The sequence below is a fragment of the Pseudomonas sp. TH34 genome (genome assembly GCF_016650865.1).
GTDB classification, from domain to species: Bacteria; Pseudomonadota; Gammaproteobacteria; order Pseudomonadales; family Pseudomonadaceae; genus Aquipseudomonas; species Aquipseudomonas yamanorum.
Genome location: NZ_JAEKFB010000020.1, coordinates 66618 through 82740, shown reverse-complemented (window position 1 = coordinate 82740; position 16123 = coordinate 66618). Strand labels below are relative to the sequence as shown.

Here is a 16123-nt window from a genome sequence, read left to right as displayed (position 1 = left end):
TGACGAAAGCGATATAAAAAAACCTATCGCCTCCGTCAAATTTCTCAAAAACGCTCTTCACTGGCAGCGCCTTCAATGCCACGGAACCCGCGACCCAGCAAATACTGCTCACGGGACCTGTCCCGGGAAGAGTCAGGCTTGCGTGTCTGTACCTTGTCGAACAGCTTGCGGATGTTCTTGTGATACTCGTCGAAGCCTTCACCCTGGAAGACCTTGACCAAGAAGTCACCACCCGGACGCAGTACCCGTCCCGCCAGATCCAGTGCCAATTCGCACAGGAACATGGCTCGCGGCATATCAACAGCCGGTAATCCACTCATATTGGGGGCCATATCGGAAATCACAAGGTCTACCTGCGAATTTCCGACGGCTTCCAGGATCTGTGCCAGTACTTCATCCTGGGTAAAATCGCCGTGAACAAAGGTCACGTCGGGGATGCTGTCCATTTCCAGAATATCGGAAGCGATCAAACGACCTTGCCCACCAATCAGACGACTGGTCACCTGGGACCAGCCACCCGGGGCGGCACCCAGGTCGATAACACTCATGCCAGGACGGATCAACTTGTCCTTTTCCTGGATCTCCAGCAGCTTGTAGCTGGCCCGGGAACGGTAGCCATCCTTTTGCGCCATTTTGACGTAAGGGTCGTTGAAATGCTCTTGCAGCCACTTAAGGCTAGTTTTGGAACGGGCCACGGGCCACCTCGAAAATAAAACGGGTCGTGATTAACTGGGCGGTCCCGGACTCGCTCGGGTAAACTGGCCGCCGCTTTTTACAAGATCAGACGCAGGGGTCAGATTATGCCGCTCACTCAAGAGCAGAAGAAACAGTACAAATCCATTGGCCACCATCTGAAACCAGTTTTGATTGTGGCTGACAACGGTTTGACTGAAGGTGTGTTAGCCGAACTTGAACGCGCATTGGGCGATCACGAGCTGATCAAGATCAAGGTCAGCATCCTTGATCGCGAGGCGCGCCTGGCAGCCATTGCAGAACTGTGCAAGGCTGGCAAAGCGGACCTGGTTCAGGTCATCGGCAAGATGGCACTGCTGTATCGCAAGAACTTCAGCGCCAACAAGCAACTGTCGAACGTACACCGCTTCAAGTGAAACAAGGGTCAAGGGCGTGTTTCGCACGCCCTGCCACTCCATCCTGGCGCCGGCTGTACAACCAGCACCAATCCGGAAAACCCTAGCACAAGATAGCTGAACAGCTGCCAGCGCAACGCTTCCGGCAGAAAGATGCGTACCACGCAAAACATCGCGCACGCATACAGCGCCATCAACAGCAGTTGCCCGCGAATATCCCGCCACATACTCTCCAAGCCTTCGGCCTTGATCAGCACCAGCGCCTGAAGCGTCACGCACGCCGCTGCAAAACCCACCAGCAACGCGCTTAATAATCCGCTGACCTCATCGATCAGCAACGGTGCCAGGCCAATCAGGCCCAGCGCCGGCAGTACACCAATATGTAACAGCCATAGGCCGCCAACCCAAAGCATCTGGGCAAACTGCCAAAGCATGGCGCCCGCACGAAGCGGGCGCCGTCTTTCAGATGTGACGAACTTCGACAATCTCGTACTCGATCACGCCACCAGGCGTCTTGACGGCCACCACATCGCCCTCTTCCTTGGCAATCAAGGCGCGGGCCAGCGGCGAACCGACGGAGATCTTGCCGAGTTTGAAGTCGGCCTCGTCTTCACCCACGATGTGGTAAACCACGCTTTCGTCAGTCTCGACGTTGGCGATTTCCACGGTGGTGCCGAAAATCACCTTGCCGGTATGCGGGATGGTCGTGACGTCGATAACCACCGAGTTCTGCAGGCGGCCTTCGATGTCACGGATCCGCGCCTCGACCATACCTTGCTGCTCGCGGGCAGCATGATATTCAGCGTTTTCCTTCAGATCACCCAATTCCCGGGCCGTACCGATGTCCTGGCTCAGCTTCGGACGGACGACCTTGGTCAGGTGGGCGTGTTCTTCTTCCAGGGCTTTTGCGCCCTGGACGGTCATTGGGTATTTGATCATGCCTTCAATCCTGCGTGTAGATCCTGCAAGCGACGCACGGTTTTTTCAGGACCGAACTTGAGCGCCTCGCAGATAGCTTCGCCAGCAGCAATGGTAGTGGTGCAGTAGATCTTGTGCTGCAAGGCGTTACGACGAATGGAGTAGGAGTCCGCGATCGACTGACGACCTTCAGTGGTGTTGATGATCAGGGTGACTTCGTCATTCTTGATCATGTCGACCACGTGTGGACGGCCTTCCGTCACCTTGTTCACGCGACGTACTTTCAGGCCGGCAGCCTCGATCAGCTTGGCGGTCCCGGCAGTAGCCACGACTTCGAAGCCCAAGTTGATCAGATCACGGGCCACGCCTGCAACCAGTGGCTTGTCATCATCGCGCACGCTAATGAACGCAGTACCGCCGGTCGGCAGCACTTCGCTGGCGCCCATCTGGGCTTTGGCGAATGCTTCACCGAAGGTATCGCCCACGCCCATCACTTCACCGGTGGACTTCATCTCTGGGCCCAGGATCGGGTCCACGCCAGGGAATTTGGCGAATGGGAACACCGCCTCTTTCACACTGTAGAAGTTCGGAATGATTTCCTTGGTGAAACCGATTTCCTTCAAGGTCTTGCCGGCCATCACACGGGCAGCAATCATCGCCAGGGAAACACCGATGCACTTGGAAACAAACGGCACGGTACGCGAGGCGCGCGGGTTGACTTCGATGACGTAGATGTCTTCGCCTTGCAGCGCCAACTGTACGTTCATCAGGCCGACCACGCCCAGTTCCAGGGCCATTTTCTTGACCTGTTCGCGCATCTCGTCCTGGATGTGCGCAGGCAGCGAGTATGGCGGCAGCGAGCAAGCGGAGTCACCGGAGTGAACGCCAGCCTGTTCGATATGCTGCATGATCGCGCCGATCACCACGTCGGTGCCGTCGCAGACCGCATCCACGTCCATCTCGATGGCGCAATTGAGGAAGTGATCCAGCAGCACCGGGCTGTCGTTGGACACTTTTACCGCATCACGCAGGTAACGCTTGAGTTCGTCTTCTTCGTAGACGATTTCCATCGCCCGTCCGCCCAGTACGTAGGACGGACGCACCACCAGCGGGTAACCGATCTTGCTGGCTGCGCGGATCGCTTCGTCTTCGCTGCGCACAGTGGCGTTTGGCGGCTGACGCAGGTTCAGGCGCTCAACCATCTGCTGGAAGCGCTCACGGTCTTCAGCACGGTCGATAGCGTCAGGACTGGTGCCGATGATCGGTACGCCAGCAGCTTCGAGTGCGCGAGCCAGTTTCAACGGGGTTTGGCCGCCGTACTGGACGATCACGCCTTTTGGCTTCTCGACGCGGCAGATTTCCAGTACGTCTTCCAGCGTTACCGGCTCGAAGTACAGACGGTCGGAGGTGTCGTAGTCGGTGGAAACAGTTTCAGGGTTGCAGTTGACCATGATGGTCTCGTACCCGTCTTCGCGCAGGGCGAGAGCGGCGTGTACGCAGCAATAGTCGAACTCGATGCCCTGGCCGATACGGTTTGGACCGCCACCCAGGATCATGATTTTTTCGCGGCCCGACGGCGCTGCTTCGCACTCTTCCTCGTAGGTGGAGTACATATACGCGGTGTCGGTGGCGAACTCGGCCGCGCAGGTATCAACGCGCTTGTAGACCGGGAAGATATCCAGCTTGTGGCGATGGGTGCGCAGGTTCTTCTCGGTCACGCCCAGCAGCTTGGCCAAACGCATGTCGGAGAAGCCTTTGCGCTTGAGGCGGAACATCAGGTCGCGGTCGATAGAGGACAGGCCGAGGGTCTTGACCTTCTCTTCTTCCTTGATCAGATCTTCGATCTGCACCAGGAACCACGGGTCGATCATGTTCATGCCGAAGATGTCTTCGACGGTCATGCCGGCGCGGAAAGCATCGGCCACGTACCAGATACGCTCGGCACCCGGCACGGTCAGCTCGCGCTTGAGCACGCTCATGCTTTCCGGATTGCTCAGGTCGAGCTTCTCATCCAGACCGCAAACACCCACTTCCAGGCCGCGCAGGGCTTTCTGCAGGGACTCCTGGAAGGTCCGGCCGATGGCCATGACTTCACCGACCGACTTCATCTGAGTGGTCAGGCGGGCGTCGGCTTTCGGGAATTTCTCGAAAGCGAAGCGTGGCAGCTTGGTGACGACATAGTCGATCGACGGCTCGAAGGAGGCCGGCGTTGCGCCGCCGGTGATTTCGTTCTGCAGCTCGTCCAATGTGTAACCGATCGCCAGCTTGGCGGCGATGCGCGCAATCGGGAAGCCGGTAGCTTTCGATGCCAGCGCCGAAGAGCGCGATACACGCGGGTTCATCTCGATCACAACCATGCGGCCAGTGTCCGGGCAGATGCCGAACTGGACGTTGGAGCCACCGGTTTCCACGCCGATCTCACGCAATACCGCCAACGAGGCGTTACGCATGATCTGGTATTCCTTGTCCGTCAGGGTCTGTGCTGGCGCAACAGTGATCGAGTCACCGGTGTGCACGCCCATCGGGTCAAAGTTTTCGATCGAGCAGACGATGATGCAGTTGTCCTTCTTATCGCGGACAACCTCCATCTCATATTCTTTCCAGCCGATCAGGGATTCGTCGATCAGCAGCTCTTTGGTCGGCGACAAGTCCAGGCCGCGGGCGCAGATTTCTTCGAACTCTTCACGGTTGTAAGCGATACCGCCGCCGGTGCCGCCCATGGTGAAGGACGGACGGATGATGCACGGGAAGCCCAGGCGCTCGAGGACCGCATTGGCCTCTTCCATGCTGTGGGCGATACCGGAGCGCGGGCAGTCAAGGCCGATGGACTTCATGGCCTTGTCGAAACGCGAACGGTCTTCAGCCTTGTCGATGGTGTCGGCATTGGCGCCGATCATCTCTACGCCGAACTTCTCCAGGACGCCTTCGCGCTCCAGGTCCAGTGCGCAGTTCAGGGCGGTCTGGCCACCCATGGTTGGCAGCAACGCGTCCGGACGTTCTTTCTCGATGATCTTGGCAACGGTCTGCCACTTGATCGGCTCGATGTAGGTGGCGTCAGCCATGTCCGGGTCGGTCATGATGGTGGCCGGGTTGGAGTTCACCAGGATGACGCGATAGCCCTCTTCGCGCAGGGCTTTACAGGCCTGGGCGCCGGAGTAGTCGAATTCGCAGGCCTGGCCGATCACGATCGGGCCAGCGCCGAGAATCAGGATGCTTTTTATGTCTGTACGTTTTGGCATGGGTTTGTCACTCAAATCCGCAGGTCAGTCGGCAAGCCGTCTTGAACAATCTTTGAAGAGCCCGAGGGGGCCGCCGGTTTCCCGGGCCACCCTCGGGCCGCTCACTTAGCGTCGCTTGGCCATCTCATTGATGAAACGGTCGAACAGCGGCGCTACGTCGTTCGGGCCCGGGCTTGCTTCAGGGTGGCCCTGGAAGCTGAACGCGCTCTTGTCGGTGCGCTCGATGCCTTGCAGGGAACCGTCGAACAGCGACTTGTGAATCGCCCGGACGTTGCCCGGCAAGGTCGCTTCATCCACTGCAAAACCGTGGTTCTGGCTGGTGATCATCACGATGCCAGTGTCCAGATCCTGTACCGGGTGGTTGGCACCGTGGTGGCCGTGGCCCATTTTCAGGGTCTTGGCGCCGGAGGCCAGGGCCAGCAACTGGTGGCCGAGGCAGATACCGAATACCGGAATCTCGGTTTCCAGCACTTCCTTGATCGCCTTGATGGCGTAATCGCAAGGCTCCGGGTCACCGGGGCCGTTGGACAGGAACACACCGTCCGGCTGCAAGGCCAGTACATCACTGGCCGGGGTTTGCGCCGGCACCACGGTCACGCGGCAACCGCGCTCGACCAGCATGCGCAGGATGTTGTGCTTGATACCGTAGTCGTAGGCCACAACGTGGTACGGCAACTCGGAAGCTTCGATGGTCGCGTGGCTGTCGGTCTTCAAGTCCCAGACAGTGGAGCGCCACTCGTACTTTTCCTTGGTGCTGACGACTTTCGCCAGGTCCATGCCTTTCAGGCCAGGGAAACCTTGGGCCGCTGCAATCGCTGCTTCTTCGGAGATGTTGTCACCGGCCATGATGCAGCCGTTCTGCGAACCTTTTTCACGCAGGATGCGTGTCAGGCGACGCGTATCGATACCGGCGATCGCCACAACGTTGTTGGCTTTCAGGTAATCGGACAGGGACATCGTGTTACGCCAGTTGCTCGCTACCAGTGGCAGGTCACGGATGACCAGGCCAGCCGACCAGACACGATCAGACTCGGCGTCTTCCGGCGTAGTACCGGTGTTGCCGATGTGCGGATAGGTCAGGGTAACGATCTGTTGGGCGTAGGAAGGATCAGTAAGGATTTCCTGATAGCCGGTCATGGCGGTGTTGAACACCACCTCTCCAACGGTCTGACCGTCGGCTCCAATGGCTTCGCCGCGAAAAATGCTGCCATCAGCAAGGGCGAGTATGGCTGGCTTAGTCAAGAAGACCTCCCGTAAATAAAGCCTGAAAGGGCGATCGCAGGTTGTAAAAAAGCGGAGTGACGTATGGACACGTCACCCCGCTTCTTCACTGAATTATTCTGCGCGCTTTTAGTGGACACACTAAAGCTGTAGCTTACAGAAAAAGGCTTTTTTGGTCCACCGCTAATGAGCCTTAAAGGCAGGGGAATGCGACAGGACGTCGCTTAGCGGGTAAAAACGGGGCCTTAGGATATTCCTGAGACCCCGTTTTAGCTACTTCTTAATGCAGATCCAGCACGTCACGCATGTCGTACAAGGCCGGCGTACGACCGTCCAGCCACAGTGCCGCACGTACAGCACCCTTGGCGAACGTCATGCGGCTCGACGCCTTGTGGGTAATCTCAAGACGCTCACCCTCGGTCGCGAACAGCACGGTGTGATCGCCCACCACGTCACCGCCGCGAACGGTGGCAAAACCGATGGTGTCATGGGCGCGAGCCCCGGTATGACCTTCACGACCATACACTGCCACCTTCGACAGATCCCGCCCAAGGGCATCGGCAATCGCCTCACCCATGCGCAACGCCGTACCCGACGGCGCATCGATCTTGTGCCGGTGATGAGTCTCGATGATCTCGATGTCAGCCTCATCACCCATCACGCGCGCCGCCATGTCGAGCAGCTTCAGCGAAAGATTGACGCCGACGCTGAAATTGGCCGCGAACACGATAGGAATATCCTTGCCCGCCTCCACCAGCAGCTGTTTTTGCTCAGCGCTCAGACCGGTCGTGCCGATCACCATGGCCTTGCCCGCCTTGCGGCAGAACGCCAGGTTTTTCAGCATCACGTCCGGCAGGGTGAAGTCGATCAGCACGTCGAACTCGTCGGCAACCTGCTCCAGATTGCCGGACAACGATACGCCGATCCGCCCCAGGGACGCCAACTCACCCGCGTCCGCACCAATCAAGGTGCTGCCGGGACGAACAATCGCCGCCGTCAACCCGGAGGCCGGCGAGCGGGCCTGCACAGCCTCGACCAGAGTCTTGCCCATACGCCCGGCAGCGCCCATCACCGCGATACGTCGCATACTCACTTCCTTACAGGTCGCCGAAGAAACGCTTTACGCCTTCGAACCAGCCAGTGGTCTTTGGCGAATGGGTATCATCGCCGGCCAGGGAGCTGCGGAACTCTTCCAACAGTTCGCGCTGACGACGCCCCAGATTCACCGGTGTTTCTACCGCCACACGACACATCAAGTCGCCAGCACCGCCACCGCGCACCGGCGCAACGCCTTTGCCACGGATACGGAACTGCTTGCCGGTCTGCGTGCCCTCCGGAATCTTCAGCTTGACCCGACCGTCCAGCGTCGGAATCTCAAGCTCGCCACCCAGGGCCGCGTCGACAAAGCTGATCGGCACTTCACAGAACAGATGCTTGCCGTCGCGCTGGAAGATCGAGTGCTCGCGCACATTGATCACCACGTACAGGTCGCCCGTCGGGCCGCCCTGCGTGCCCGCCTCGCCTTCACCAGACAGACGAATGCGGTCACCGGTATCAACACCCGCTGGCACTTTCACCGAGAGGGTCTTGTACTCTTCGACACGCCCTTCGCCGTGGCACGAGTCGCACGGATCGGAAATGATCTTGCCCTGGCCATGGCAGCGCGGGCAGGTTTGCTGCACCGAGAAGAAGCCTTGCTGCATGCGCACTTGGCCGATACCGCCACAAGTCGGGCAAGTGATCGGCGAAGAGCCTTTCTTGGCGCCCGAACCGTCGCACGGCTTGCAATTGACCAGCGTCGGAACGCGGATATTAACGCTGGTGCCACGCACCGCCTCTTCCAGGTTCAGCTCCAGGGTGTAGCGCAAGTCACTGCCACGCTGGGCACCGCCACGCTGGCCACCACGGCCCCCGCCAAAGAAGTCGCTGAACACGTCGCCGAAAATATCGGAGAAGTTCTGACCACCAAAACCTGCACCGCCGCCGCCCATGCTTGGGTCGACACCAGCATGGCCGTACTGATCGTACGCCGCACGCTTGTTAGGATCACACAGGCATTCGTAGGCCTCATTGGCCTCTTTGAACAGCTCTTCGGATTCTTTGTTGTCCGGATTACGGTCCGGGTGGTGCTTCATCGCCAGGCGACGGTAAGCCTTTTTCAGGTCCGCCTCGCTGGAGCCGCGCTCCACACCCAACACTTCGTAATAGTCACGCTTTGCCATAAGTCTTTGCACTCTTAAGGACGTTCGGCAAAACCCTCCTGAGTCTTGCCAAACTCGTTGAGCCCCAATACAGGCCCGGACCCAACTCACGTCAATTCAACGATCCTGGTCGTTACTGCTTTCAGCCGGCAACCGGCCAAAAACGCGGTGACTGTCGTCCGGAAAGCAGGAGCATTCCCGATCACACCGCCAGCATCCGAGCGTTGTCGCATGCTGTAAAAATTCGCGTACCCCAGACACGCCAACGCGGGAGCAAGCTCCCGCGCGGCGACATCCTACCAGTCACCGCTTGTGAGCGGTCAACCGGGCGACCAAGTTACTTCTGGTCTTTGACTTCTTCGAACTCCGCATCGACAACGTCGTCGTGCTTGGCTTCAGGTTCTGCCTGGTGTGCAGCACCGTCAGCCGGCTGGCCTTGTTCGGCGTACATTTTCTGAGCCACTGGCGCAGAGACTTTCGACAGCTCTTCAACCTTGGCTTCGATAGCAGCCTTGTCGTCGCCTTTAACGGCGGCTTCCAGGGCGACCACTGCAGCTTCGATTGCAGTTTTCTCTTCGGCAGTCACTTTGTCGCCAGCATCAGCGATCATTTTGCGAGTCGAGTGAACCAGTGCATCACCCTGGTTACGGGCGGCGGCCAGCTCTTCGAACTTGCGGTCTTCGTCAGCGTTGGCTTCAGCATCACGGATCATCTGCTGAATTTCTTCCTCGGACAGACCCGAGTTTGCCTTGATCACGATCGACTGAGTCTTGCCGGTGGCCTTGTCTTTGGCGCCTACGTGCAGGATGCCGTTGGCGTCAATGTCGAAGGTCACTTCAATTTGTGGCACGCCACGTGGTGCTGGTGGAATCTCGGCCAGGTCGAACTTGCCCAGGGACTTGTTCTGACCAGCTTGCTTACGCTCACCTTGCAGCACGTGAATGGTCACGGCGCCCTGGTTGTCGTCGGCAGTCGAGAACACTTGCGATTTCTTGGTAGGAATCGTGGTGTTTTTCTCGATCAGCGCAGTCATCACACCACCCATGGTTTCGATACCCAGGGTCAGCGGGCTGACGTCCAGCAGCAGAACGTCTTTCACGTCGCCGGCCAATACCGCGCCCTGGATGGCAGCACCCATGGCAACCGCTTCGTCCGGGTTCACGTCTTTACGTGCTTCTTTACCGAAGAACTCGGTCACCAGCTTCTGAACCAGTGGCATACGGGTCTGACCGCCGACCAGGATCACGTCGTTGATCGCGCCAACGTCGATACCCGAGTCTTTCAGCGCAATGCGGCAAGGCTCGATGGTGCGTTGAACCAGGTCTTCTACCAGCGACTCCAGCTTGGCGCGGGAGATTTTCACGTTCAAGTGCTTAGGACCGGTGGCATCTGCAGTGATGTACGGCAGGTTCACGTCGGTCGAATTGCTCGAAGACAGTTCGATCTTGGCTTTCTCAGCGGCTTCTTTCAGGCGCTGCATGGCCAGCGGGTCACCTTTGAGGTTCATGCCGCTTTCTTTCTTGAATTCGTCAACGAGGTAGTCGATCAGACGAATGTCAAAGTCTTCACCGCCCAGGAACGTGTCACCGTTGGTGGCCAACACTTCGAACTGATGCTCGCCATCGACTTCAGCGATTTCGATCACGGAAACGTCGAAGGTACCGCCACCCAGGTCGTAAACGATCACGGTGTGGTCGCCCTTGGCCTTGTCCATACCGTAGGCCAGAGCGGCTGCGGTTGGTTCGTTGATGATACGTTTTACGTCCAGGCCAGCAATACGGCCGGCGTCTTTGGTCGCCTGGCGCTGGCTGTCGTTGAAGTAGGCCGGAACGGTGATCACCGCTTCAGTCACGGCCTCACCGAGGTAGTCTTCGGCGGTTTTCTTCATCTTTTTCAAGATTTCAGCCGAGATTTGTGGCGGCGACATTTTCTGGCCGTTCACTTCAACCCAGGCGTCACCGTTGTCAGCCTTGGCGATTTTGTACGGGACCATCTTGATGTCTTTCTGTACAACTTCTTCGTCGAACTTACGACCGATCAGACGCTTCACCGCGTACAGGGTGTTATGCGGATTGGTCACAGCTTGACGCTTGGCGGACTGGCCAACCAGGATTTCGCCGTCGTTGGCATAAGCCACGATGGACGGGGTGGTACGTGCGCCTTCGGCGTTTTCAATAACTTTGGATACGCCGTTTTCCAGCACGGAGACGCAGGAGTTGGTAGTCCCCAGGTCGATACCGATAATTTTGCCCATGATTTACTCTCCCGAAACTTAGATTTTGTTGCCACAGCAGTGGTGGCTAACTGCGGCAGTACTTAAACGCTTGACTTATAGATGGGGCCGTTACGACTTATTTCAAGCCTGCTCATCAATAGAAGGTGCAACCGGTGCAGGAGCCTTGCTCACCACAACCATTGCCGGGCGCAGCAAGCGACCGTTGAGCTGGTAACCCTTCTGGAACACCTTCAACACGCTGTTCGGCTCAAGATCAGCGTTTTCCTGCATCGCCATCGCCTGATGATGCTCGGCATTGAACGGCTCGCCGCCTTGTGGATCGATGGCTTCCAACTGATAACGCTTCAGGGTGTCCTGGAACATTTTCAGGGTCAGTTCGATCCCTTCGCGCATTGGGCGGATGTTTTCGTCGTCCGGGTTGGACAACTCAAGGCCACGTTCCAGGCTGTCGATAATCGGCAGCAGATCACCGGCAAATTTTTCCAGGGCGAACTTGTGAGCCTTTTCTACATCCTGCTCGGCGCGGCGGCGGACGTTCTGCAGATCAGCGGCAACACGCAACGATTGATCCTGTGCGCCGGCCAATTGCTCTTCGAGCACTTGCACACGAGCTGCCAGATCTTCACCTGCGGCCTGGTTGGCGTCTGGATTTTGCGTATCCTGCGTCTGTTCGTCAGCCATAGATTTCTCCTTTCAAAATCATGCGCGAACTCGACTCGCGCTTCTGTTCCGGTATATGGGGCCACAATTTTCAGGTTCAAGGGCTGGGGCGTTACCAAAAGTCTTTCACTTGTCCTGGATCAATTTCCCCCGATCATTCCCTGTCGCACTTAAAAAGACAGTTATTCAAGCAAATCGGACTAAGCATCAGGATTGTCACCCTCAAACAAAACACTGTATAAATAACCAGACATAAAGCCTGGGAGCGGCCGTCATGCTGGTGCACCTGTCCGTACATAACTACGCCATCGTTGAACATCTGGATCTTGAACTGGATCGCGGGATGAGCGTAATCACAGGCGAAACCGGCGCCGGCAAGTCGATCATGCTCGACGCCCTGGGCCTGACCCTGGGCGATCGTGCCGACAGCGGCGTGGTACGCCCTGGCGCCGACAAAGCCGACATCCTCGCCACCTTTGACCTGGCCGACATCCCGGAAGCCGAGGCTTGGCTTGCCGAGCGCGACCTTAATAATGAAGGCCCGTGCATCCTGCGCCGGGTGATCACTGCCGAAGGGCGCTCCCGCGGCTATATAAATGGCACCCCCTGCCCCCTCGGCGACTTGAAAGCCCTGGGCGAGCTGCTGATCGACATCCACAGCCAGCATGAACACCAGTCCCTGCTGAAAACCGATACCCATCGCCGGCTCCTCGACGAATACGCCGGCGCCACGGATCTTGCGCGCCAAGTGCAACTGGCTGCGCAGCGCTGGCGCCAGACCCGCCAGGAACTGGAGCGTCTCTCCAACTCCGGCGATGAGCAGCGCGCCCGTCACCAATTGCTCAGCTACCAACTGGAAGAGCTGGAAAGCCTGGGGCTCGGCGAGACAGAACTGGAGCAACTGGAACAGGAACACAAAAACCTCACCAACGCCGAAACCCTGCTGGGCATCTGCCGGCAAGTGGTGGAGCAGTGCAGCGAAAGTGATTCCGGCAATGTGCTCAACGCCCTGACGGCCAGCCTCAATCGCCTGTCCAGCGTGAACAACGCCTCCGGATCACTGAATGAAGCCACCACATTGCTGACCAGTGCGCAAATCCAGGTAGAAGAAGCCGTGGGCGAGCTGAACCGCTTCCTCGATCATTTCGATGCCGACCCGGCACGCTTGCAAGATATAGAAGAGCGCCTGGACACCATCTATACCTTGGCGCGCAAACACCGGATCCAGCCGACCGAAGTCGCAACCATGCAGCAAAAGCTGCTGGATGAAATCGAAACCCTGAACGCCAACGATGAATCCATCGAGCGGCTGGGTGAAGAACTAGCGTCGTTTGCTCGCCATTATCAAGAGAAAGCCCGAGAACTCAGCGACCTGCGCCATCAGGCGGCGACGGGCCTGGCCAGCGCGGTGGAACAAGAGATCCAGCGCCTGGGAATGCCCGGCGGGCGCTTCACCATCGAGCTGCACACCAACACCAGCAATGAGCTGCTGCCTAATGGTCTTGAACAGGTAGAACTGCTGGTCAGCGCAAACCCGGGCCAGCCATTGAAGGCACTGGCAAAAGTAGCGTCCGGCGGCGAGCTGTCACGGATCAGCCTGGCGATCCAGGTGATCACCGCCCAGACCTCACGCGTGCCAACGCTGGTATTCGATGAAGTGGACGTCGGGATCGGCGGCCCGACTGCCGAGATCGTTGGCCAGCTGCTGCGCCGATTGGGCGATCGTGGTCAGGTGTTGACCGTTACTCACTTGCCACAAGTAGCTGCCCAAGGGCATCAACACTTGTTCGTGCACAAGGTACGTGGCAGCGATGCGACCCATACCGCCGTGTCCAAGCTGAACAAGACCGAACGGGTAGAAGAAGTGGCACGGATGCTCGGCGGCATTGACCTGACCAAGGAGTCCTTGGCTCACGCGAAGAAAATGGTGGTAACCGCGAAGGTCTGAAGCCTGGCTTACTGAGTATTTTCTTTCTATAGAAAGCACGAAGGCGACCCTAGGGTCGCCTTCGATCGTTTCGCAGAGCGAATCTGCGTAGCTTTCTTACTTTTTCTTACGTATGTAGAGAACCAGATTGTGGTCCACCAAATCGAATCCATGTTGCTCAGCAATCATGTGCTGGAGCTTCTCGATTTCCGGACTGGTGAACTCGATAACCTCATTGGTATCCAGGTCAACCATGTGGTCGTGATGACCGCCGTCAGCCAATTCGAACACTGCATGACCGCCGTCGAAATTATGACGAACCACCAGTCCTGCTGCTTCAAACTGGGTCAGAACACGGTAAACCGTGGCCAGGCCGACGTCCTCGTTAGACTCCATCAGCGCCTTGTATACATCCTCGGCACTCATGTGGCGCTGCTCAGCAGAATCGAGCATTTGTAGAATCTTGACTCGTGGCAGAGTCACTTTAAGACCGGCTTTGCGTAGTTCGCTATTTTCAACCATGGTTAGCTTTCTCGCGGATGCTGCTTCGCAGCTTCTCTTAATACGGGTATGATCGGCGTTTACGTTGTCCCAGCCAAGATAGTGGAAGTCGCCCACCGATGCAAAACACCAAGCTCTTGCTAACCAGTTTCACCTTTGTGGGACTGCTCGCACTCGCCGGTTGTTCATTCCCCGGGGTTTACAAAATCGACATCCAGCAGGGCAATGTCGTCACGCAGGACATGATAGACCAGTTACGCCCGGGAATGACCCGACGGCAAGTACGGTTTATCATGGGCAATCCCCTGCTGACCGACACATTCCATGCCGATCGCTGGGATTATCTCTATAGCATCCAACCTGGTGGCGGTGAACGCCAGCAGGAGCGGGTCAGTGTCATCTTCAATGGCAATGACCAGCTCGTCAGCCTGTCGGGGGACTTCAAACCGGGCGTAAGCCGCGATGAAGCCTTGCTGGGCAAGGACAACGGCACCACTGCTCCTGCGCCCGCGCAGAACGAGGAGAAGCCGAAGTCCGAAGTACCGGCCAAGCCTGGCTCCTTACTGGACGAGATCCAGAAAGGCGTCGACGGCGTACAAACCGTTCCAGTGCCGACTCCAGAACCTCTGGACTCGAGCCCGCAGTAAGTTTGTAACGCACGATAAAAAGCCCGGCATGCCGGGCTTTTTGTTGCCTGCTGTTTAGCAAACTATGGGTTTTGCTGTTTTGCCTTGGCAGCCTTCGCCGCACGCAAGCGACGTATCTCCATCGGATCTGCCAACAACGGCCGGTAGATCTCGATTCGATCTCCAGCCTGCACAACACGCACATCAGCGTCCGCTACCACCTTGCCGAAAATTCCCAAAGGGCAACTCTCCAGATTCAGCTCCGGGAATTGCGCAGCCATTCCCGAGCCCAACACCGCCGCCCTGAGGCTGCAGCCCGGCGCTACTGCCAGGCTCATCAACGCCTGGCGATCCACCGCGGCGTACACCACCTCGATTTCAACCAATGGCTCAGCCATGCATTTGCTTGGCGCGTTGGCAGAACGCGTCCACCAGGGTATTGGCAGCTTGATTGAACAACGGGCCCAAGGTGGCACGCACGATAGGGCCGGCATAATCGAACGACAGGTCCAGGCTGATCTTGCAGGCCTTCTCGTTCAACGCCTTGAACACCCACACACCATGCAACTGAGTGAACGGGCCTTCTTCGAGATTCATCTCAATGGACTGCCCGGGCACCAGCGTGTTGCGCGTGACAAAGTGCTGGCTCAAGCCGCCCTTTGCCACCCCCACGCTGGCAACCATATGCTCATCACTGCTCTCCAACACCTCGGCAGTCGAACACCAAGGCAGGAACTCCGGGTAACGCGCCACGTCGTTGACCAGGTCATAGAGCGCCTGCGCCGGGTAGGGCAACAGGGCCGAACGTTGAATATGCGTCGTCATGTGAGCGTTATTTCCACAGCTGAGCGGCAAACATCGCGAAAGGACAACAGGATTCGCGAAAGAAAAAATCAAAAACCAGCCTGCATTGTCCGGGATTCATTCAACACGCTCAAGCACGCAGGTTGACCGTAGCCGACGCGCTCGCAACTCCCTATAATGCCGCCCCTATGGCTAAACAAAAGAAACACCCAACAGGGACCATCGCGCAAAATAAAAAGGCGCGACACGATTACTTCATCGAACATCGGTTCGAGGCTGGTCTGGTCCTGGCCGGCTGGGAAGTAAAAAGTCTGCGTGCCAGCAAGCTGCAACTGGTCGACAGTTACGTGCTGCTCAAAGACGGTGAGGCATGGCTGCTCGGCAGTCATATCACGCCGCTGATGACCGCCAGCACCCACGTGATTGCCGACCCGGTGCGCACGCGCAAGCTGCTGCTCAATGCTCGCGAGCTGGAAAAACTCCAAGCTGCCGTGCAGCAAAAAGGCTACGCCTGCGTTTGCCTGTCGTGGTACTGGAGCAAGCACCTGGTCAAGTGCGAGATCGCACTGGGCAAGGGCAAGAAGGAATACGACAAGCGTGACACCGAGCGCGAACGCGATTCCAACCGGGAATTGCAGCGCGCCGTGCGTAACAAGGGCAAGGAAGATTGAATTTCTTGTGACTTGATATGGCTGAGGGAGC

The 16123-nt window shown here is 57.8% G+C and carries 16 protein-coding genes; 4 read left to right on the top strand and 12 right to left on the bottom strand.

All coding sequences use genetic code 11. The annotated features are described in order from the left end of the window. Positions 1–44: 44 nt before the first annotated feature. A complete protein-coding gene (gene rlmE, locus JFU58_RS13760) occupies positions 45–695 on the bottom strand; it encodes a 23S rRNA (uridine(2552)-2'-O)-methyltransferase RlmE (RefSeq protein WP_003212203.1) in 651 nt (216 codons plus the stop codon). 105 nt (positions 696–800) lie between these two features. Between rlmE and yhbY the strand changes: the two genes are divergently transcribed. Next, positions 801–1109, top strand: a complete 309-nt coding sequence (gene yhbY, locus JFU58_RS13755; RefSeq protein WP_003212205.1) for a ribosome assembly RNA-binding protein YhbY — start codon at positions 801–803, stop codon at positions 1107–1109. 8 nt (positions 1110–1117) lie between these two features. On the opposite strand, the gene JFU58_RS13750 is transcribed toward yhbY, so the two are convergent. From JFU58_RS13750 to grpE, 8 genes are all read right to left on the bottom strand, one after another. Then, positions 1118–1522: a hypothetical protein gene (locus JFU58_RS13750; protein WP_063033215.1), complete on the bottom strand. Its 405-nt coding sequence runs from the start codon at positions 1520–1522 to the stop codon at positions 1118–1120. 28 nt (positions 1523–1550) lie between these two features. Continuing rightward, complete coding sequence (gene greA, locus JFU58_RS13745) at positions 1551–2027, bottom strand: transcription elongation factor GreA (protein WP_003212209.1); 477 nt, start codon at positions 2025–2027, stop codon at positions 1551–1553. Then, entirely contained in the window at positions 2024–5245 is a 3222-nt protein-coding gene (carB, locus tag JFU58_RS13740) for a carbamoyl-phosphate synthase large subunit (protein ID WP_201140931.1), read from the bottom strand. The genes greA and carB overlap by 4 nt, the downstream gene beginning before the upstream one ends. Before the next feature lie 105 nt (positions 5246–5350). After that, positions 5351–6487, bottom strand: coding sequence for a glutamine-hydrolyzing carbamoyl-phosphate synthase small subunit (gene carA / locus JFU58_RS13735; protein ID WP_063033216.1), 1137 nt, complete (start codon positions 6485–6487; stop codon positions 5351–5353). 259 nt (positions 6488–6746) lie between these two features. Then, positions 6747–7553 carry a 4-hydroxy-tetrahydrodipicolinate reductase gene (gene dapB, locus JFU58_RS13730; protein WP_017478561.1) on the bottom strand — a complete coding sequence of 269 codons (807 nt, stop codon included), beginning with the start codon at positions 7551–7553 and terminating at the stop codon, positions 6747–6749. Between the two features lie 10 nt (positions 7554–7563). Further along, the gene (gene dnaJ, locus JFU58_RS13725; RefSeq protein WP_063033218.1) at positions 7564–8688 is read right to left on the bottom strand and encodes a molecular chaperone DnaJ; all 1125 of its coding nucleotides are present in this window, start codon (positions 8686–8688) and stop codon (positions 7564–7566) included. A gap of 316 nt (positions 8689–9004) precedes the next feature. Continuing rightward, entirely contained in the window at positions 9005–10921 is a 1917-nt protein-coding gene (dnaK, locus tag JFU58_RS13720) for a molecular chaperone DnaK (RefSeq protein WP_063033219.1), read from the bottom strand. A gap of 102 nt (positions 10922–11023) precedes the next feature. Next, positions 11024–11584: a nucleotide exchange factor GrpE gene (gene grpE, locus JFU58_RS13715; protein ID WP_003212224.1), complete on the bottom strand. Its 561-nt coding sequence runs from the start codon at positions 11582–11584 to the stop codon at positions 11024–11026. Between the two features lie 253 nt (positions 11585–11837). Between grpE and recN the strand changes: the two genes are divergently transcribed. After that, a complete protein-coding gene (gene recN, locus JFU58_RS13710) occupies positions 11838–13511 on the top strand; it encodes a DNA repair protein RecN (protein WP_017478557.1) in 1674 nt (557 codons plus the stop codon). 96 nt (positions 13512–13607) lie between these two features. On the opposite strand, the gene fur is transcribed toward recN, so the two are convergent. Further along, positions 13608–14012 carry a ferric iron uptake transcriptional regulator gene (gene fur / locus JFU58_RS13705; protein WP_003212228.1) on the bottom strand — a complete coding sequence of 135 codons (405 nt, stop codon included), beginning with the start codon at positions 14010–14012 and terminating at the stop codon, positions 13608–13610. Positions 14013–14110: 98 nt separating this feature from the next. On the opposite strand from fur, the gene JFU58_RS13700 reads away from it, so the two are divergent. Further along, positions 14111–14638 carry an outer membrane protein assembly factor BamE gene (locus JFU58_RS13700; RefSeq protein WP_017478555.1) on the top strand — a complete coding sequence of 176 codons (528 nt, stop codon included), beginning with the start codon at positions 14111–14113 and terminating at the stop codon, positions 14636–14638. Between the two features lie 62 nt (positions 14639–14700). Here the strand turns inward: JFU58_RS13700 and JFU58_RS13695 are convergent, their stop codons facing one another. Both JFU58_RS13695 and JFU58_RS13690 read right to left on the bottom strand, forming a co-directional pair. Next, positions 14701–15015 carry an RnfH family protein gene (locus tag JFU58_RS13695; protein ID WP_063033220.1) on the bottom strand — a complete coding sequence of 105 codons (315 nt, stop codon included), beginning with the start codon at positions 15013–15015 and terminating at the stop codon, positions 14701–14703. Further along, positions 15008–15442, bottom strand: a complete 435-nt coding sequence (locus tag JFU58_RS13690) for a type II toxin-antitoxin system RatA family toxin (RefSeq protein WP_003212236.1) — start codon at positions 15440–15442, stop codon at positions 15008–15010. The genes JFU58_RS13695 and JFU58_RS13690 overlap by 8 nt, the downstream gene beginning before the upstream one ends. A gap of 167 nt (positions 15443–15609) precedes the next feature. Between JFU58_RS13690 and smpB the strand changes: the two genes are divergently transcribed. Further along, positions 15610–16092, top strand: coding sequence for an SsrA-binding protein SmpB (gene smpB, locus JFU58_RS13685; RefSeq protein WP_017478553.1), 483 nt, complete (start codon positions 15610–15612; stop codon positions 16090–16092). Positions 16093–16123: the final 31 nt, after the last annotated feature.

What these genes read in the sequence shown, in the direction of transcription:
- carB (WP_201140931.1), bottom strand. Translation starts at nt 5,245, where the DNA reads ATGCCAAAACGTACAGACATAAAAAGCATCCTGATTCTCGGCGCTGGC.
- JFU58_RS13695 (WP_063033220.1), bottom strand. Translation starts at nt 15,015, where the DNA reads ATGGCTGAGCCATTGGTTGAAATCGAGGTGGTGTACGCCGCGGTGGAT.
- greA (WP_003212209.1), bottom strand. Translation starts at nt 2,027, where the DNA reads ATGATCAAATACCCAATGACCGTCCAGGGCGCAAAAGCCCTGGAAGAA.
- yhbY (WP_003212205.1), top strand. Translation starts at nt 801, where the DNA reads ATGCCGCTCACTCAAGAGCAGAAGAAACAGTACAAATCCATTGGCCAC.
- dapB (WP_017478561.1), bottom strand. Translation starts at nt 7,553, where the DNA reads ATGCGACGTATCGCGGTGATGGGCGCTGCCGGGCGTATGGGCAAGACT.
- grpE (WP_003212224.1), bottom strand. Translation starts at nt 11,584, where the DNA reads ATGGCTGACGAACAGACGCAGGATACGCAAAATCCAGACGCCAACCAG.
- dnaJ (WP_063033218.1), bottom strand. Translation starts at nt 8,688, where the DNA reads ATGGCAAAGCGTGACTATTACGAAGTGTTGGGTGTGGAGCGCGGCTCC.
- dnaK (WP_063033219.1), bottom strand. Translation starts at nt 10,921, where the DNA reads ATGGGCAAAATTATCGGTATCGACCTGGGGACTACCAACTCCTGCGTC.
- smpB (WP_017478553.1), top strand. Translation starts at nt 15,610, where the DNA reads ATGGCTAAACAAAAGAAACACCCAACAGGGACCATCGCGCAAAATAAA.
- JFU58_RS13700 (WP_017478555.1), top strand. Translation starts at nt 14,111, where the DNA reads ATGCAAAACACCAAGCTCTTGCTAACCAGTTTCACCTTTGTGGGACTG.
- fur (WP_003212228.1), bottom strand. Translation starts at nt 14,012, where the DNA reads ATGGTTGAAAATAGCGAACTACGCAAAGCCGGTCTTAAAGTGACTCTG.
- recN (WP_017478557.1), top strand. Translation starts at nt 11,838, where the DNA reads ATGCTGGTGCACCTGTCCGTACATAACTACGCCATCGTTGAACATCTG.
- JFU58_RS13690 (WP_003212236.1), bottom strand. Translation starts at nt 15,442, where the DNA reads ATGACGACGCATATTCAACGTTCGGCCCTGTTGCCCTACCCGGCGCAG.
- JFU58_RS13750 (WP_063033215.1), bottom strand. Translation starts at nt 1,522, where the DNA reads ATGCTTTGGCAGTTTGCCCAGATGCTTTGGGTTGGCGGCCTATGGCTG.